Origin of the sequence: Paenibacillus sp. P2(2022) (assembly GCF_029522175.1) — a bacterium.
In the GTDB taxonomy this organism is placed as follows: domain Bacteria; phylum Bacillota; class Bacilli; order Paenibacillales; family Paenibacillaceae; genus Paenibacillus; species Paenibacillus polymyxa.
Map to the genome: position 1 here is coordinate 1,216,154 of NZ_JAKWFI010000001.1, position 17,469 is coordinate 1,233,622.

Sequence of the window (17,469 nt, forward strand, 5' to 3'; positions counted from 1 at the left end):
GCAACAAGTGTGAAGAAACAACGTGGAAAGCAAATTATACTCTGGGTAGGGAGTTTCCTCCTGTTGTTGATAATATCGGCATGCAGTACTTCTAATGCTAATAGCAGCGTGTCTGATGAACAGAAAGAGGAAAGTGAGAAAACTGTTCAATATACAACGATAACAGGTAAACAGGTTGAAATACCTGGAGATCCCAAACGAGTGGTTTATATTGGCCAGACAATTGGTGATTTCTTAGCGATGGGCATTCCGGTTGTTGGTAATAACCTTCCCCAAGATATTCCTAGTTACTATGAAGGTAGACTTGAAGGAATCGTTGATGTTGGAAATCCGGGTGACTTAGAGACGATTCTGAGTTTAAAACCCGATCTGATTATTAATGGTTATTACAAAGCAGAAGCAGATCATAATGAGGCATTGTCGAAAATTGCTACTACTATCCCCTTTAACCCTGCTCTTCCTTATACAGAACGTGTAAAGGAGATGGGAAATATCTTTGGCAAACAGGAAGAGGCAGCTCAATTGATTGCTAAGTACAAAGAACAGTCGAAAGAAATGTTTGATAAGTTTCAATTAGCAGACGGGGAGACAGCGACAATTTTCTACCAGTTGGGTAAAACACTTTATGTTATGGGCGATCGTAGCCTGGGTGCTATTATTTATGGGGAGAACGGTTTTGCCGTCCCACCAGCTGTACAGAAGAATATTCTTGATAAAGAAGGCGTGTCTTTCGTTAATATTTCAGAAGAAGTGCTTTCAGAATTTGCTGGTGATCATTTGTTTGTAGTCGTACAAGATGATGGTGAAAGTAAAACAGAAGCTGACCGACTGCTCCAAAGACCGATATGGGCAACTTTGCCTGCAGTTCAAAAGGGAAATGTTCATGTTATTCCTAGTGAATGGAATACAGATAATTTGTTAGCTTTGGAGCAATTGTTTAAACAGATGCCACAATGGATGGACCAACAGTAAGAAATTATTTTGGCACATTCAGTTCTTTATATCGCTAGTTTTCTAAAATAGTACATACTCCAACTGTTAAAAGCTGAACTATAGTTTATAGTTGAAAGCAGGTCTTTATATGTTACAATAACGATAATGATTCTCATTTTCAATTGTTGGAGAGTTGCTTATGAATCTAGCACCCCTGTATATTAGGCTGCAACACTATGATAGGTTTCAATTTGACCAGATAATTCCAGCGAGCGGCCACAATGAGGGAATGAATGACAATGAAACAAATTTATGCACATTATTGATAGCACTCAGTCACGGCATACGGCTGTATGTAGACAACATTGCAATCGATCTGCGACAAGGAAGCTGCATTCTGATTTTGCCTGTACAGCGCTATACTATGGAATCAAGCAACAAAGAGGCACAGCTTGTACGCTTTACCTTTGAAACCTTTAAAGTAGAAGGAATGACTTTGAATCCGGTTGCTCATCCACCTTTGCTTTGTGGTTCCCCCTATAATCTGTTGATTTCTCAAGTCAATCGAGTATTAGGAAAAGAAGCACGGATAAGTAACCAATGCTGTTCCTCTCCATCCACATCAGAAATGGCTATGATGCAAGGTAGACTTCAGCTCATTCTGGGGTTGATGGTTCAGTTCGATGAGCAAGTTTCCCAGTTGCAGAACAATGATAAGATAAACTTGGTTCAACAAACCGTACAGTATATGGAACAGCATTATGATGAGGACTTAACCGTTGAAAAACTTGCTAACATGGCTAGAATGGTCAGATGGCAATATAGTCAAAAGTTTAAAATAATGACTGGCAAAAAGCCAAATGATTATTTGGTCCAATTACGTATAAACCGTGCAAAAGAACTTCTGTGTAATTCCACCGAGACATTGGGCAAAATATCTCGACAAATTGGGTTTAAGGATGAATATTATTTCAGCCGGCGCTTTCATAAATTAACTGGACACACTCCGCGTGAGTATTCTAATATTCATTTTCGTACTGGGCAGAGAACCATTATCGATTCATTTGGCAGAAAAATTCAAGTTCCTAAAGATACAACACGTATCGTGACTGATGGCAAATTTACGCTTGGAGAATTACTCGTTTTAGCTATCCCCCCTGTAGGAGCGGCCCTCTCGATCATGAAAGATAACGTGATTTATCACAATAAGTTGCGAAATATTCATAATATTGGGCATTGGGCAGATCCAGATAAAATTGCACAACTACAGCCGGAGTTATTATTGCTTAGCTATGTTCATCCTGAACAAGATTTGCAGAAACTAGATGCGATCGCTCCTACTGTTATACTTAACAGTAAGTTTAGACTATTTGAGCGGTTACGGTATATTGCTAAACTGGTTGAACGTAGTAACGCTGCGGAGAAGTGGATTACTAGATATGAGAACAAAGTAAGATGGGTACGAAGGCAATTAGCAGATGCTTATGTTGCTGGAGAGACGGCTGCTGTTTATCTCAAGGTCGGTGCAAAACTTTATATTATGGGCCAAAGCGGATTGGCTGCCACCTTGTACGAATCTCTTGCCTTTCGTCCTTCTGCCAATGTGATGCACCTAATCGAGCAAGGGCAAGCATGGATAGAAATTCAGCAGCATCAAATGAATTACTATGCTGGAGATCGCAATTTCGTCTTGGCTTCTCGACAGGAATTGCAAACGGTTGCTCACTGTTCACATATCGCGGCTTTAGCCGATTTAAGTAACGGTAACACTCATTTTGTGGATACTACATGGAATTATGATGATCCCATTACACGAGGACGGTTGCTAGAGGTGCTACCGTATATATTTAATAAGAAAATTAAGTGATTAGAGCAGGCTTAAACCCTAATCACTATTAACTCAACTTTCATCACAGGCTACGCACACCATTCAAAGGCGTTTTCGCCTGATCGCGGACAGCGCTTAACCAGCATAACTCGATTAACGAGGAATGTACTCAATTTTAGCGCAGGGAGCTCGCATAAAACAACAGTGGATGAAGAGCGCAGTTTAAAAACCACTTTTGACGAATTGATGAAAATTGCTACGAAAATTCGAGTAATCTGATATGGGCTGCATCAAAAAAACACAAGCGCAGTGCTTGTGTTTTTTATTGCTTCTTATTGTTGGGAGGGAGGGTGAACAATATCAAGAAAATGAGCAAAAACTAGCTTTAAAGAGAGTTCTGCCCACCTAATACGAATAACGAAATTTTCTTAGCAATTTCTTCTTTGTCCAATTTTACTTTTCCGGAAGCCCATAAAAAACCAGCCTCATGAATTACATTCGCATAAATAGATACGAATAGATCTTTTTCCATATCTGTATATAAGTTTTCTATGCTCTTAAGCAAATACAATTTCAATTCACTCAATATTTTTTCTTTTAATTGGGGTATTACTAAACTTATATTACTTTGGCGACATTGTAATCTCGGTTGTTGGTAAAAATCACAAACAGCTAAAACAAGTTGGCTTATACTTTCTTGATCCAATTTTATTGATCCTGTTGTCCGTTTTGCAATAGCATTTGAAGCGGAATTTCCCATAATGTAATTCAATAAATCGTACTTATCGTTAAAATGTGCGTAGAAAGTAGCTCGATTTACTTGCGCTCCCTCTGTTAAATCTGCCACTGTTATTTTTTCAAAATCCTTCTTATTTGCTAAATTAAAAAAAGCGTTAACTAAAGATTCCTTAGTGTAAGTTGTTCGTAAATTTCTTACTTTTGTCCCCAATTGATTCACTCCTAACCCAATAATTCTTTAATATTGTTGCTATAGCAACATTGGTAACTATATTGTTGGTTGTTCGTTTTGTGTATTGAATTTAAGATGTTAAAACAACACGTGTTGTTATATGTATACCACAAAAAAAGGAGTTTGTATAAAATGAAGACTATTGCAATTATTGGTGCAGGACCTGGATTGGGGTTGTCCCTTGCAAAAAAATTTGGGGAGAAAGGATTTAGGGTTGCTGTCATTTCGCGTAACCCTAAGAAATTGGCCATAATCGTGAACGAACTAAAGAAGCTAAATATTGAAGCGAAATCTTATGTAGCGGATGTCAGGGATTTGCCAGCACTAAAACAAGCATTAGATGCTGTTAAACAAGACTTTGGTCATATTGATGTTTTGGAATTCAGCCCCTATGCAGGACCTACGCATTTCAAGCATGTGTTAGAAACAACAGCAGAAGATGTGTTAGAACAGGTAAAAGGTTACTTACTCCCTGCCGTTCTTTCTGTGAATGAAGTAATACCAGATATGATAAATAATGCTTCGGGTGCAATTCTATTGACCACCGGAATATCTGCAATGGTTTCCTACCCGTCTGTTGGAAATGTTGGTATGGTAATGAGTGGTGTTCGTAATTATGCTACAAATTTGCATTTTGAGTTGAAAGAAAAAGGCATATATGTCGGTCATCTTTCAATTGGCACTGTCATACAAGCAGGTACGGCTGGAGATCCAGATCTTATTGCTGAGGCTTGGTACAATTTATATGAGAAAAAGGATTGTTTTGAAGATACTTTCCCACAAGAGATTAACCCAACCAAATTGTCAAACTAATATAATAAAAGAGATAAGTGGATGTCTTAACAATCTTATAGGATTGACAGGGAGAGTAGAGCAGAAGAAGCGAGTCCGCTGTAGAATAATATAAGCCTCTCAGTCTTAGTAAGATAACTATTAAACTGTCTTCAATAAAAACATCGGCAGCCGTGGACGAAAAAATAAAATCCTAGACTGCCGATGTTTGATTTAACTATTGCGTGCCTTTAGTTCAATCTTTTCTCTTTTTATAAAAGTTATGGTGCTAAGCTTTCTGCCATTAAAATTATGTCTTACTCCAAGTCACTTTGTAAAATTCTAATCCCCACCGAGTTCAATCGTTTTCGTGGCGACACGGTCATGAAATTCCCGATCATGCTCCACGAATACAATGGTTGGCGTGTATTCAAGCAGCAGCTCCTCAATTTGCATCCGGGAAATCACGTCGACAAAGTTGAGCGGTTCGTCCCAAATATGCAGATGAGCCTCCTCACATAGGCTTCTCGCGATCAGAACCTTCTTTTTCTGCCCGCCGCTAAATGCAGATATATCCTTCTCGAATTGGATGCGGGCGAAATCTAGCTTACGCAACACGGCTTTAAATAAGCTTTCGTCAATTCTGTGCTCTGCTGCATAATCGGAAAGCGTACCTCGCAAATGAGAAGTATTCTGGGATACATAGGAAACACGAAGCTGCGGATCCCGTTGAAACGTACCTGTATAGTGCAGTTCCTCAGCGTTGAGCAGGTGAAGCAAGCTAGACTTACCTGAACCATTTGGGCCTGAAATTGCAATCCGATCTCCTGGTTCAATCGTCAGACTAACGTTCTTGCAAACTGCTCTTTCCCCGTAGTAAATCGTGACGTGATCCAGCATCGCCAGTTCCGATTTGGGATACACGAGCTGAGAGATCGCAAGGCTTTCTGACTGTTCGATATTTCGGAGCAGTTTTGATTTTTCCTCTAAAGCAGTGTGTTGCCGCTGTTCAATGGATTTTGAGCGTTTCATCATTTTGGCTGCCTTATGCCCGACGTACCCCTTGTCAAGTTTGGAACCGGAATTTCGTGTGCCGTTTTTCGATTTTTCGGTCTCGAAAGACCAGCTACTAGTACGTTTAGCGGAAGCTGATAAACGCTGTATGTCTTTGTACAACTTTTCGTTTTGTGCCATTTCGAATGTATCTTGGCGAGTTTTGTTCGTCCACCAGCTGGAGAAGTTGCCTTTTTGGATTTCGATATTCGTTTTGTTGATCGCTAGAATATGATCCACACAGCGGTCGAGAAAAGCCCGGTCGTGTGAAACAAGAATGAAACCGCGCTTCGTATTCAGATAATCGGCAACAAGCTTGCGTGCGTGCAAGTCGAGATGATTGGTCGGCTCGTCGATGAGCAGAAATCGATTGTCTTGGATGAAGAGCACGGCTAGTAATACCTTCGTCTGTTCTCCTTGGGACAGCGATTCGAATGGTCGGTACAACACGTCTTCTGAAACCTTAAGCAGGTTCAGTTCACGCATCAGCTTCCAGTTCTCAAAGCTTGGTACGATCTCTTCGACGACATCTAAGGTCAAATACTCCGGGTGTTCGACGGGAAATGGAAAATAATCAAAGGCAACTGGTGTGGAGATCGTACCGTTGTATTCGTACTTCCCCTGCAGCAGGTTTAAGAACGTCGTTTTACCTCGACCGTTTCGCCCCGTAAAGCCCAGCTTCCAGTCTGTATCAATTTGAAAATGAACATTTTCGAATATAGGGTCATAGCTGCCTGGATAGGCAAAAGTAAGATTGGTTACCTGAATGGCGGGCATGGCAATCATCCTTTCGTTTGGAAATAAAAAGAGCCGCAAGAAAGGTGCTTTCTTGCGGCTCTAATCCATACGAGGAAATAAGACCCTATTCTAAAGGGCCGTATGACTGTCCGGAGAGGGAGCGCAAACGAAATGCAGACCTTTCTTGCAGAGATGAAATAAAACGACCACAGCCAATCGCTGCGTCCGTTCTCTTCGTGATCTCGAAGCAAGAAAGTTCTACATGTATCCGTTCAACTCCCATCATCAAATTACATCCAGTTTATCACAATAGTAATTTAACTACAACCTGTGTTAGTTCCGTTTAGGCTGAAGCCTTGCGTAGATCGACATGCTATTTAGATTGATTACTGTTATTCAACAATCTTCTGCTGTCATTGCTTTGCAACCAGCACGCCAGAAAGAAATACCTATAGGTTTGGATATCACGGTAGGAAATGCATTAGCAGAGATAAATGAACAGTAATTGAAGGGAAAGAAACCAAACGAAGAGGGGTCAGGATAATTTTCCTGAGCTGAGATGGTGGAAGAAGGTTGGATAAGTGGAAGATTTTTAAATTCAGTGCCACTTTAGTTAGCGTTGTGACGTATTTTTACGGTGGGTGGTCGGGAGTATTGGGGGCGGTGTTTACTCTGGTTATTATTGATTATGTGATTGGATTATTTGCTGCTGGTGCAGAAGGTGGTGAGAAGGGAACCGAACCAAATTTAAAAAGTAAGATTGGTCTTCGTCGGCATCGCTCGAAAAGTATTTATTTTTGCAATGGTGGCAGACTCGGCGCACCTATCCCTCTCGTGGCCCGATAGGCCGTAGAAGTTTTGAAAAGTAAGGTATTGCATTTGCCTTCATTAAAGCAAGTCAGGGACAACGATACGTTGCTCAAACATCATTTAAAGGGGGAGAACGTAAGCTTCAGGAGGCTTTGCAGTATGCTTCACTTACTCTTTTCAGTCAAGGTATTGTAGTATCTCAACTAGAGTTAGGATCGCAATTGAGAAGGCATATCATGAGTATAAGGCAAAGACGAAGGCAGTACTTGCTACTGAAGCACAGCCAAACGAGGAGGTAGCACAGGCCGCAGCTAAGGAAGCTGTATCGGGTCTGGCTGCAAAGCTCAATGAATTCTTGGCACAGGCTACTGCAGAAGCCGTACTCACTGCTTCTGCTCAGGTGCAGGTTGAACCTGAGCCTATTCCGGCACCAGTAGAACCTACGCAGACGACTGTAACTACGGAATAAAGAATGAAGAAAATACCCTACCAGCAGTGCTGATGGGGTATTTTTTACCGTAAAAAGAACGTGTGTTCTGGTATGATTGATACATAATAAAGTCGAAAATACATACCATATTATTGTAAACATGTGTATAATATCGTATAACTAATATAAGGGAGGGGATGATAAAGATGAGTTCAATAGGTAAGATTTTCTCTGGACTAACTGGACAAACACCTCGCCCAATTAAAGAAAAAAATAAAGTGCATGAAAATGAAAATTTAGTAATCATTTTCTATGATTATAAAAAATCTAACTCGTATTTGAGTGTACTGAATGATGCTAATGCTAATGGATTAAGACAATTAATTTTTCCCCCCAACAGATTTTCAAAAGTTATAAAAAATCTTTCTGAACTAAATTTTAAAGTTAAAAATATTGAATTTGACCCTCCGCTAAACCAGGAGGATCAACTTTCAATTAATAAAACATTAGTTGAAGGCATTATAGAAGAAAACTTTATAAAGATACATGATGAAATTAGTTTTTATAATTCAGAGCAAGATTCAATACCGAAGAAACTTTCATTTATGAGCAAGAATGGTAACTATTATTCTTTGTTTAATAATGGCGTAATTTCAATTGAGGAAGAAGAGGATGTAGGCGAGCTTAATCCCTTTCTAACTACTCTAAAGGGTGGGGGATTTTGAGATATTTTTGGAATGCATTCAAATATTTATTTACTGTTTCTGCAACCCCCGTTTCTCTCCTCCTTCTGTTGATTTTTAATATAAGACCCTTCAAAAAAATACTAGAAATAACAGGATGGACACTCAATGCCACTAATGTTGAAACGACAACAGCTGCAATTGATTTAGCGATTTTAGTATTATTGTACAATATATTGGGTAAAGTGTTTTCAAAATTTAAAAAGCCTGTTTCAATAAAGTTTTCCATTGAAGATCCTAAAGACCCTGAAGGTGATCTTACTGTGAAATATGACTCCTCAACTGGTTTGAAGAAAATGAAGATAAAAGTATCAGTCGATTATAAGAATAATTTCTTGAAATTTTTATCAAGGTTAGGATCAGAACATTATATTGAAGTACACTGGAATAATTGGTTTACATTTGAGATAGATGAAGAAATCTCAAATAGTATAGGTGGAGCTACATCGGTAAATAAATGGTCTGCTCCTATTTCGCTTGGAAATTATGATTATCAGGCGAAATTCGATATACCTTTCTATTTCACTATAAACAATACATTAAGAAGAAATGGGTCTATAGTCCCTGAATTGAGATTTCATAGTAATTTTGTATTGAATTATGTTATGATTCTATTGACCTACATGTGGATAGACAAAAAAGAGCAAAAAATTGATGTCATTTTACTAAGGGAGTGAACGTTATGTTTGCAGTGCAAATACTACGTTTTGATGGGGTAAGGAGTTTAGAAGAAGCAGCACGTTTACTTGAGGAATCGTCTATATTAGACGAGGTAGTAAATGATGAGCTGTGGCCGGCACACGAACCATTGACAAAACGCTGAATCAGGTGTCAGGATTTGACCTTGGAATTAATGAATTAGTTTCTGGGACACGAGTTCCTGTTCGCTTTTTACTTGCTGAAGGACACAATGAGAGATATAAAAGAAAGGAGAGTTGGTTTGAAGGTGAGGAATTGGTTCCAAAAGAAGATCGCATAAATGTTGTCAAATACAGTTCCATTTTTTTTGAGTATCAACAAGCTGTGTATATAGCTCCATTGATGCCATTTAGTGCAAATTTGAATACATATTGTAGTGATTTGCTACCAACTGAGATATGGAGGCACATCAAAAAGAGCCTTCTGATTATAAGTTAAGTAAAGACTTTTTTTATTGGTTGCTTAATGTATTTACGAGAAATAACAAACTTGTTTCATTTAACCCTTCAATACGAATTCGTTCTTGGACAGGTTTTCATGGAACTACACAAGATACTGTTCATAAATTAATGGGCGAAGGAGAACATATATCGGCTATTCTTGGAACTTTGGCATTCTTGTTTATGGATGACCCATTTAAATCACTAAGCCTAAGTATTCAATACGAAAATGAAAGAATACCTGTGCATTTATGGGCAAATGGAAGTCTCTCGATCCATGATTACGAATATGAGGGAATGTTTGCTAATGCCTATCAAGATGAGAAAAGAAAAGTCCTTTTATCAATTCTGATGTATACCGAAGTCCTACCAGCTCTTTTCCAAGCTTATCAGCAAGCTATCACAAATAATAAATGGAACGAGCAAGCTAAGGAAGAATTCAGAAATTATATAGGTGATGAAATTATTACACGTGTTAAATCTGAACTTCAGATATAAATAAAATGTTTTGAGATTTGTAAACTCGAATAGGAATGGTTATTATCCTTTTTATAACTTGTATTTTGATCATGACTTGCTTCTAACAACATATTGTCCATCTTAGATGCGAAAATATCGGTGATACCCTGCTGGCATACGCTGGTGGGGTGTTTTTCTATTAATTTTCATTGGATATCAAAATAATCAGTTGAAAAGCCGATATTATAATTACCAACGAATGAATATTTAGGAGGATTATAGATGGGCTTTTGGATTCTTTCAGCTTTGGTCGTGGGACTTATTCTTTCAGCGATCATAGGTGCAGATATTACAGCCAGAAAAAATCGTAAACAACCGAAAATAGAACGGATAGGAGAAGTGGTTGATAAACGAGTTAATTGGACCGAAGGATCGTCCTCAAAAACATTCTACATAACCTGCGAGTTTGAAAACAATGAGCGAAAAGAAATTATAGTTAGGGAAGATAAATACGGTCTTTTTGTTGTAGGAGATAAAATAAAAGTAACAAGTCAAGGTACTTGGGACTGGGTAGAACGCGTAGTAACGTAAGGTCATCAGGATATTTACAGAATCAACCAAGCGGTATATACTTTCTATATAAATCCGAAAGCATCGGTAGCACTCCGCTGGCTCAAGCCGGTGGGGTGTTTTTCTGCTTTATAGGGGGAGGAATACATATGTTAAATGGATTTTTACCGTGTTAATAACAATCCTATTAGCTGGATGCAGCGTACAACAAGACGTTGTAAAGACTACTAAGAGCGACCCTGTAGCCGTTCCAGTAACCCAGGTATCGGCTGACACGGTCAAACTGGAGTTTCCGTCAGAGCGCTATCCTGAGACAGCATAGCACATAAAAGAGACCATAGCAGCCGGAAAATCATCGGTATGCACCATCGAACGAGCAGGAGCCGATCATAACCGCGAGCTGTCCCTTAAAGGCGTGCCGACTAAAAAGGGCAAGGATAGAGACGAGTGGCCTATGGCCTTATGCGCCGAAGGTGGAGAGGGTGCAGACATTAAGTACATAAGTCCAAAGGATAATCGTGGAGCAGAATCGTGGGTCGGTCACAAGCTGGACGACTATGCTAACGGAACAAAAGTTGAATTTATCGTTAAATAGTAAAAAGCCCGGCCGACCTATTAAGGTTAGCTGGGCTTAGTAGACACTAAGTATAGCAAAATTGAATTCAAAAAGTGTCTCGGATATAACTCCAAGATACTCACCTGCTTGAGGTTGGTTAGTTAATGTCTGATGGATACTGACCGGTAGTACCCCAAGCTTCGCCTTCAACTCTGTTACCGCCAGCTCGGAATTGAATTACGTATTCCCCTGATGGCATCCCGTTAGGGTATGAATTAAGACTAGTCCACGTTAATGTATCACCTCTGCCAACAGTTTTATTAAGGTATTCCCTCCCGTTACCCTGCAAGCTCCACGAAATTGTGTTGCTTCCTGTATTCTTCACTTTAATCTTTACATGTCCATAACCTTTTTTGACAGTAAACTCCATCGTCGGACTTGTCCCGCCAAGAACCTCATGTACTTCTTGACCAGTTGACTGGATAACTATACCTCCATGCCTCTTTGATAATTCAACCCCCATAACTGGTGTGGCGGAAGCAGCCAGCGGAGCTACTGCCGTAAGAGCCAATAGACCTGTAAGAATGATTGCTGTGTTTTTAAGCTTCATCAAAAACCGTCCTCCCGAATGGTATAATTTGTACTACTGACCAATCATAGCACATAAAAAGGAATAAAATGTACATTTTCATTAACAAAATGGTAAAAAAATTAATATTCGAAAATATATAATTCTTTTAAGTATTGCATGACAAATATTTCAAAACTTATTGACAACTGTTAAATTATGAACAACAATAGAATGCAATAATATATAAGTTTTGGAATTTCTGTATGAAGGGTGGATATGACATGAAGCATACACCTACGATTAGAGCAGAATTAGACAGATACCTACAACAAGAAGGTTTGAGCATGACGGAGTTTGGACATATAGCAGGCATGAATAGGGGAGCGGTAAGCGCCATTGTTTCAGGGAATAAGTCTATGTCTGTTAACCAGCTTGACTTAATCACTGAGGCTATGGGTTTACCAGAAGGTCACTTTTATGATCTATTTATAGAAAACTACATCATCGACCATCCACCCAATATGAGGCGAATCGAACCGTTTTTGTTTCGTTGTGCGGAGTTGGACAAGTTGGATGCGATCCGTCGAGTGGTGGGAGCCATCATGGACAATCTACTTTATTCACCCAAGCTATTTGAAATTGCAGAGGAATTATTGGTACAGGGACGACATAAGGCTGCATTGCTGCTCTATGAAGGGGTAGCTGAAGCGGAGAGATATCAACATTCTGAACGTTTGGCAGTCTGCCAATATCGTATATTCACGATTCAGATTGGGGACGATCAAAGCCAAAATGTTAGGGTAGCAGCCGTTTTTGAGGCTTTTGTCGAACGCTTAGATGAAATAGAACAGCTTGACGCGCTGAAGGATTTAGCTAACGTGTACAGGTCTTTGCGTAAATGGGACAAGGTAGACGAAATGGCAAGGCAAATGAGAGCTAAAGCTGTAATCCAATACTCGTTTGTCCATAACGAGCAACACAAAGATGGAACGCTAGAAAAGAAAACAAGAGGACCGTTATTTGGATACATTGCTTATGCTGATCTATTGTGTGCCAGTGTTTGTGAAGCCCGGGGCGATTATCAGCAAGCTTTACAATATACATATGCCTATGCTGATTTAGACTGGGTTAAAGAGGACGACGAGGATACTAAGCACTGGATGAACTTGTTCAGTCAGTGGGCAGAAGGTAATACTTACGTATATAAGCTTTTATCTGGAGATATAAATGTACTGCATGATTATGTTGAATATATTGTAGCGACATCAGAGACTAACGAAAATGAAAAGATATCAAAACTGCTTAATGTTATAATTGCCGCAAACCAATATAGCATAGATGTAGACGATATACTAAAACGATTTGAAACCCTTATCGGGACTTTTTCACAACAACTATCATCAGATGATATGTACACCAGACAAGTGATACCGGATTATATCGCGTGGTTTGGTTATGAGTTAGGTTTTTATTTTTTACATCGAGGGAAGTACATTGATGGCTTTAAATATTTGATGAATGCAATGGTAAAGTCACATATAATAAATAATGAAACTTACTTTATAAACTGCATGGGGTTGTTTGTTCGTTTTCAAGCCCATGCGGTTCCTGAAACTAAAGCTGAGTATTTCAATCTTATTGAAAGGGTGTGGGAAAACAATGTTCAAAAAAGTGGTACTTCTAATCATTGCGGCTAGCTTTTTGTTGATTGTTACTGTGCCGGATCAAGCCTTTAACCATCACCATAGTATTCAGCCTAACGTTACCATTGGAGGATTTTAAAGCTAAAGCTCTGCTAACCTTATGGTTGGTAGAGCTTTCTTTAGTGCAGGAATTACCACACATACGGCAGAATAACTATCTGAGGTGATCAGTATGAACCATACATATAAAATGTTAAAGCCGGGTATAGAACTATTTACAGCTGCATTAGGATAGTAAGAGTATATGTAGTACAGCCGTTGGGAGAGGGTTTGATAAATATTGTGGACTACGGTGGAGAAGTTTACACTGGAGTCGGTTAAGATTAATGGATTGTGTTTCTTTCGTAATAGTTTGAATTTAGAGTAGAAGTGAAAGGACCTACCAGATTGTAGATGGTGTCACTTTAAGGTAGAGCATATCAAAAATAGGAGGGGAAAATGATGAAAAAAAGAATATTTCAGTTCTTGATTTTATCTTTATCTATAGCAACTACGGTAGGTGCAGTTCCAGCTTCACCCAGTAAAACTAGTGGAAACAATATAATTTCTCAAAGATCGGGTGGAAGCGCAACTGTAAAAGAAGCCTTTAGTGTCCCTAAAGGATGGGGGCATGTTAAACTTTGTATGAAGAATCACTCTGATCATCCAGTAAGAGTAAGTTTAACTCACAGCGGTTCAAACAAACTATATATTGAAAGTTTAATAATCGTTCCTCACGACACAGTGACTTGGAAATCTACAGACCAAGGTTTTAGCGACGGATTGCGTTCTGGAGACTACATACTTCAGTGGAGAGGCAGCGATTATAAAGTTGACGGAGAAACATGGGGAGTAGCTGATTCACAGCCTGGAAACCTCTAAATTACTCTAGGAATACAACTTGTCCTTCTGGCCATTTGATGCGGAAAGTTAAATATGTGTTTGTTCAAGCCAGCAAGTGAATTAATCCCCTTAATTGGTGGGAGAGCTTTTTTCGTTAATCAATTTGAATTTAGAGCAAATGTGAGAAAGGATTCCGCTGGTATGTAACCAGTATGGAGTCCTTTGTTATTATTGTGCTTATCAATGGCAAAGAATGAAGGGCCTCTACCTGCATCTTTAGCGTCATACCAAGCGATGAAGGCGTTCAATTCTTTTTTACTCAAATCGAATTCTTTATCAAATCCATTATCCATTGTTACAGTCAAAATAGCGCGATCACCAGTTGGTTGCGATGATCTATCTGTATCCGATGATCCAGGTGTTGTAGACGGATCGGGCTTTGTTGATGGATCAGGTGTTGTGTTTAAATACTATGAAGGTATCGTATGATAAAAGAAATCGCAAGAGGATTAATTGTATTTTTAAAAGAGTGGAAGCAAGTGTATAAAAGGTTTTCAGGTGGTGCAGGTCCACGGTGGTTCCGACCTTTTACACCAACATAGGTTGAGACAAGGAAGGCAATCGATCTTAGATATGAAAAGGAGAAACATTCACACCCTTGACTTTCCCCTGCACGGGAAACTGTATACTCCCATTATGTTATAGATTGGAGATGATATTTTGTTTAAAATCAGTGAGTTTTCCAGGCTAAGCAAGGTCTCTTTAAAAACTCTTCGCTATTATGACCAGATTGGCATACTGAAGCCGAGAAAGGTGGATCGCGATACTGGCTACCGTTTCTATTCCGCAGATCAGCTTCTTGAGCTCAACCGAATCCTATTCTATAAGGAATTGGGTTTCACTTTGCCACAAATTACACAGTTGCTCCACGAAGATATTACATTGGAGAATATTCAAGGGATGTTTAAGCTGAAAAGAAGCGAAATCCAGCAAATCATCGATACGGAACAAGCCAAACTTGTCAGGATTGAGGAACGTATGCAGCTTATAGAAAAAGAGGGGCAAGTCGAAACAGGGCAAGAAATCAGAGTCAAAGCAGAAGGTGCCAGGCAGTTTCTTTTTCAGAAAGCATGCGGGAGAGAAGAGGACATTCCAGACCTGTTTCGTAAATTTAATCAGTTATTAACAAAGGAAATTCGCCAGTTGACTCAAGGTCCGCAGGTTGTTTTGTGGAAAGAAATAGACGGAAAAGAGGATGAGTTCGAGTTTGAAGTCGGTTACTTTTTAACCTGTGAGTTGCTATTATCTCCAGACCCATTTCGGCTACGGACTCTTCCTCCTGAGCCGATGATGGCCACAATGGCTTTTCGTTCAAATTCTAACTTTGCTTGTACAGCCTGTGTCCATTTAGCTACGTGGATTGAGAAAAATAACTATCAGATCAAGGAAAACGAATCTGGTAGGGAAATATATTTACCATTATCTCCAGAACAAGATGCACAATTCATGGAAATACAAATTCCAATTATAAATAAATAACTGGAGAAGGAGTGGAGTGAATTGAAAAATAAACTGATCATCTATGTCCTGGCACTGGCTGTTTTTCTGATCGGAACCATTGAATACATTATCACAGGAGTCATTGAAATGATTGCTATGGACTTAGGAGTATCTACTTCCGAAGCTGGGTTACTGGTGACTGTGTTTGCTCTCGCAGCAGCTATCGCTCCGATTTTGATTGCATTAACGATAAATGCAGATCGCAAGAAGCTACTGATGGCCACCCTTAGTGTGTTTATTGCCAGCAACGGACTTATGTTTGTAGATCTTGCTTACGAAACAGTACTATGGGTACGAATGATTCAAGGAGCTAGCGGAGGAATTACTACGGTGGTAGCCATGGCAGTAGCGACACGACTCGTTGAAAAAGAAAAAAGGGGGAATGCCATCGGTATCATTTTGATGGGGCTTAGCAGTTCGCTAGTGCTCGGGGTTCCCATTGGCACATTTTTTAGTGAGATGTTTGGATGGAGAGTTCTATTTATTTTAATCGGTTTGTTAAGTGTTCTTCCTTTACTTATCATCTATAAAAAGGTGCCGGCAATCAAAGAAAAAGAAAAGGTTACCCTCAGAATGCAGCTCTCCATTTTAAGGAATTCAACAATTCTGACTGCTTTGGTTATTACTTTACTTTATATCGGCGGCTATTCTACACTGTTCACCTATATTACGCCTTTCTTGCAAGCCACATCCTCTCTTTCCATAACCGAAATTAGCGGTGTTCTATTCCTGGCGGGAATTTGCAGCTTTGTTGGATCAAGAGTGGGCGGACAATTGGCAGATGCAAAAGGATCGAAATTTACAATTTGTTTCGGACTCCTGTTACAAGGGGCGACTCTTCTTTTATTCGCTCTAGCGGGTGTCAATATCTTGGTATTAATCTTGGTTTTAATGATTTTTATGTTAGCAACGTGGAGTATTTCCCCCGCCCAGCAACTATATCTAGTTACTCTAGCGCCTCGAAATCCGGACATTACCCTTAGCGTAAATACTTCGTTCATCCAATTTGGTTTTGCACTGGGATCTGGATTAGGCGGGATTGTCATTAGTCGTATATCTGTCCTGTTTTTGAATTGGCTGGGTTTTGCCGCTGTAAGCATTGCTTTACTTCTTGCCATCTTACTATTTAAAAAAATGAGCAGTAGGACTGGAACTCCTATTGTTACTAAATAAATATGAAATGGACTGACTAGGGTGAAACTAAATTTATATTCCGCCTTCTTCAAGTGAGCCCATCATGTATTCCACATCTCTTAGAGTGAGCAATGATGCTTCTAATCTCCACTCTAAGGGGTGTATCTTTATTTACTGTGTGAAAGAATTGCACGAAGATTAGTAGTTATCCCGATGCAATTTGCGGTAATTTGAAAGAGATAGATCATAAAAAGATGCAAACTGTTTTGAAAAAAAATTAGAGGACTGGAAACCCACATCAAGTGGAATTTCAGTGATGGGGCGAAAAGTATATTGCAGAAGTTTTCCAGATTGTTGCTTAAATAGATGGGGAATTCTTGAAAGGGAAAGGCGGACTCCACGAGCCAAATCCTTGATTTGGTAATCCTCAGTGTACTGTTCTACAAGGATATCGAGTACTTCTTGAATACGGGCATCCAGTATTCTTTTTTTTACTATTTAGCCTAGATACTAATAAAATATTCTCTTCCAAAGTGCTTAGAGTAAGTTCGTTCCTTAGCGAAGCCAATGTATCTAAACAGTAGGAAAGTATCGCCAATGGCATGTGTGCAGAAGGTGACGCAGGTGCTGATGGAACTAAAGTAAGGTTTATCGTGAAATAAAAACAAGGACTCAACCA

The 17,469-nt window shown here is 39.4% G+C and carries 15 protein-coding genes and 2 pseudogenes; 13 read left to right on the forward strand and 4 right to left on the reverse strand.

What is annotated here, in order from left to right; translation table 11 throughout:
• Positions 1-9 precede the first annotated feature (9 nt).
• On the forward strand, positions 10-972 hold the full coding sequence (locus MMB75_RS05490) for an ABC transporter substrate-binding protein (protein ID WP_080942676.1): 963 nt from the start codon (positions 10-12) through the stop codon (positions 970-972).
• Positions 973-1,132: 160 nt separating this feature from the next.
• Entirely contained in the window at positions 1,133-2,800 is a 1,668-nt protein-coding gene (locus MMB75_RS05495; protein ID WP_045244474.1) for an AraC family transcriptional regulator, read from the forward strand.
• A 346-nt stretch (positions 2,801-3,146) separates the two neighbouring features.
• On the opposite strand, the gene MMB75_RS05500 is transcribed toward MMB75_RS05495, so the two are convergent.
• A complete protein-coding gene (locus MMB75_RS05500; RefSeq protein ID WP_230681880.1) occupies positions 3,147-3,719 on the reverse strand; it encodes a TetR/AcrR family transcriptional regulator in 573 nt (190 codons plus the stop codon).
• A gap of 144 nt (positions 3,720-3,863) precedes the next feature.
• Between MMB75_RS05500 and MMB75_RS05505 the strand changes: the two genes are divergently transcribed.
• Complete coding sequence (locus MMB75_RS05505; RefSeq protein ID WP_045244476.1) at positions 3,864-4,544, forward strand: SDR family NAD(P)-dependent oxidoreductase; 681 nt, start codon at positions 3,864-3,866, stop codon at positions 4,542-4,544.
• A 300-nt stretch (positions 4,545-4,844) separates the two neighbouring features.
• On the opposite strand, the gene abc-f is transcribed toward MMB75_RS05505, so the two are convergent.
• Positions 4,845-6,332: a ribosomal protection-like ABC-F family protein gene (gene abc-f / locus MMB75_RS05510; RefSeq protein WP_019687448.1), complete on the reverse strand. Its 1,488-nt coding sequence runs from the start codon at positions 6,330-6,332 to the stop codon at positions 4,845-4,847.
• Between the two features lie 534 nt (positions 6,333-6,866).
• On the opposite strand from abc-f, the gene MMB75_RS05515 reads away from it, so the two are divergent.
• From MMB75_RS05515 to MMB75_RS05540, 6 genes and pseudogenes are all read left to right on the forward strand, one after another.
• A complete protein-coding gene (locus MMB75_RS05515; RefSeq protein WP_045244603.1) occupies positions 6,867-7,139 on the forward strand; it encodes a phage holin family protein in 273 nt (90 codons plus the stop codon).
• Between the two features lie 600 nt (positions 7,140-7,739).
• Positions 7,740-8,258 carry a hypothetical protein gene (locus tag MMB75_RS05520; RefSeq protein ID WP_019687446.1) on the forward strand — a complete coding sequence of 173 codons (519 nt, stop codon included), beginning with the start codon at positions 7,740-7,742 and terminating at the stop codon, positions 8,256-8,258.
• Complete coding sequence (locus MMB75_RS05525) at positions 8,255-8,953, forward strand: hypothetical protein (protein WP_045244477.1); 699 nt, start codon at positions 8,255-8,257, stop codon at positions 8,951-8,953. The genes MMB75_RS05520 and MMB75_RS05525 overlap by 4 nt, the downstream gene beginning before the upstream one ends.
• Before the next feature lie 420 nt (positions 8,954-9,373).
• Positions 9,374-9,913, forward strand: coding sequence for a hypothetical protein (locus MMB75_RS05530; protein ID WP_145958753.1), 540 nt, complete (start codon positions 9,374-9,376; stop codon positions 9,911-9,913).
• A gap of 243 nt (positions 9,914-10,156) precedes the next feature.
• Positions 10,157-10,465 (forward strand): DUF2500 family protein, encoded by a 309-nt coding sequence (locus tag MMB75_RS05535; RefSeq protein WP_045244478.1) that lies wholly within the window; start codon positions 10,157-10,159, stop codon positions 10,463-10,465.
• 103 nt (positions 10,466-10,568) lie between these two features.
• Positions 10,569-11,039: pseudogene (locus tag MMB75_RS05540) on the forward strand (NucA/NucB deoxyribonuclease domain-containing protein).
• Positions 11,040-11,157: 118 nt separating this feature from the next.
• Here the strand turns inward: MMB75_RS05540 and MMB75_RS05545 are convergent.
• Positions 11,158-11,610, reverse strand: a complete 453-nt coding sequence (locus tag MMB75_RS05545) for a hypothetical protein (RefSeq protein ID WP_017427683.1) — start codon at positions 11,608-11,610, stop codon at positions 11,158-11,160.
• Between the two features lie 242 nt (positions 11,611-11,852).
• Between MMB75_RS05545 and MMB75_RS05550 the strand changes: the two genes are divergently transcribed.
• Together MMB75_RS05550 and MMB75_RS05560 are read left to right on the forward strand one after the other, a co-directional pair.
• The gene (locus MMB75_RS05550) at positions 11,853-13,268 is read left to right on the forward strand and encodes a helix-turn-helix transcriptional regulator (protein WP_019687440.1); all 1,416 of its coding nucleotides are present in this window, start codon (positions 11,853-11,855) and stop codon (positions 13,266-13,268) included.
• A 444-nt stretch (positions 13,269-13,712) separates the two neighbouring features.
• Positions 13,713-14,135 (forward strand): hypothetical protein, encoded by a 423-nt coding sequence (locus tag MMB75_RS05560; RefSeq protein ID WP_044788171.1) that lies wholly within the window; start codon positions 13,713-13,715, stop codon positions 14,133-14,135.
• A 119-nt stretch (positions 14,136-14,254) separates the two neighbouring features.
• On the opposite strand, the pseudogene MMB75_RS05565 reads toward MMB75_RS05560, so the two are convergent.
• Positions 14,255-14,560 (reverse strand): annotated as a pseudogene (locus tag MMB75_RS05565) (SPRY domain-containing protein); the annotation flags it as partial.
• Positions 14,561-14,816: 256 nt separating this feature from the next.
• Between MMB75_RS05565 and MMB75_RS05570 the strand changes: the two are divergent.
• Positions 14,817-15,635: a MerR family transcriptional regulator gene (locus tag MMB75_RS05570; protein WP_017427687.1), complete on the forward strand. Its 819-nt coding sequence runs from the start codon at positions 14,817-14,819 to the stop codon at positions 15,633-15,635.
• Positions 15,636-15,656: 21 nt separating this feature from the next.
• Entirely contained in the window at positions 15,657-16,829 is a 1,173-nt protein-coding gene (locus tag MMB75_RS05575) for an MFS transporter (protein ID WP_045244479.1), read from the forward strand.
• Positions 16,830-17,469: the final 640 nt, after the last annotated feature.

Bases quoted from the DNA above. Each gene is read 5' to 3' on its own strand.
- MMB75_RS05495 (WP_045244474.1), top strand. From the start codon at position 1,133: ATGAATCTAGCACCCCTGTATATTAGGCTGCAACACTATGATAGGTTT.
- MMB75_RS05505 (WP_045244476.1), top strand. From the start codon at position 3,864: ATGAAGACTATTGCAATTATTGGTGCAGGACCTGGATTGGGGTTGTCC.
- abc-f (WP_019687448.1), bottom strand. From the start codon at position 6,332: ATGCCCGCCATTCAGGTAACCAATCTTACTTTTGCCTATCCAGGCAGC.
- MMB75_RS05520 (WP_019687446.1), top strand. From the start codon at position 7,740: ATGAGTTCAATAGGTAAGATTTTCTCTGGACTAACTGGACAAACACCT.
- MMB75_RS05530 (WP_145958753.1), top strand. From the start codon at position 9,374: ATGGAGGCACATCAAAAAGAGCCTTCTGATTATAAGTTAAGTAAAGAC.
- MMB75_RS05535 (WP_045244478.1), top strand. From the start codon at position 10,157: ATGGGCTTTTGGATTCTTTCAGCTTTGGTCGTGGGACTTATTCTTTCA.
- MMB75_RS05545 (WP_017427683.1), bottom strand. From the start codon at position 11,610: ATGAAGCTTAAAAACACAGCAATCATTCTTACAGGTCTATTGGCTCTT.
- MMB75_RS05550 (WP_019687440.1), top strand. From the start codon at position 11,853: ATGAAGCATACACCTACGATTAGAGCAGAATTAGACAGATACCTACAA.
- MMB75_RS05560 (WP_044788171.1), top strand. From the start codon at position 13,713: ATGATGAAAAAAAGAATATTTCAGTTCTTGATTTTATCTTTATCTATA.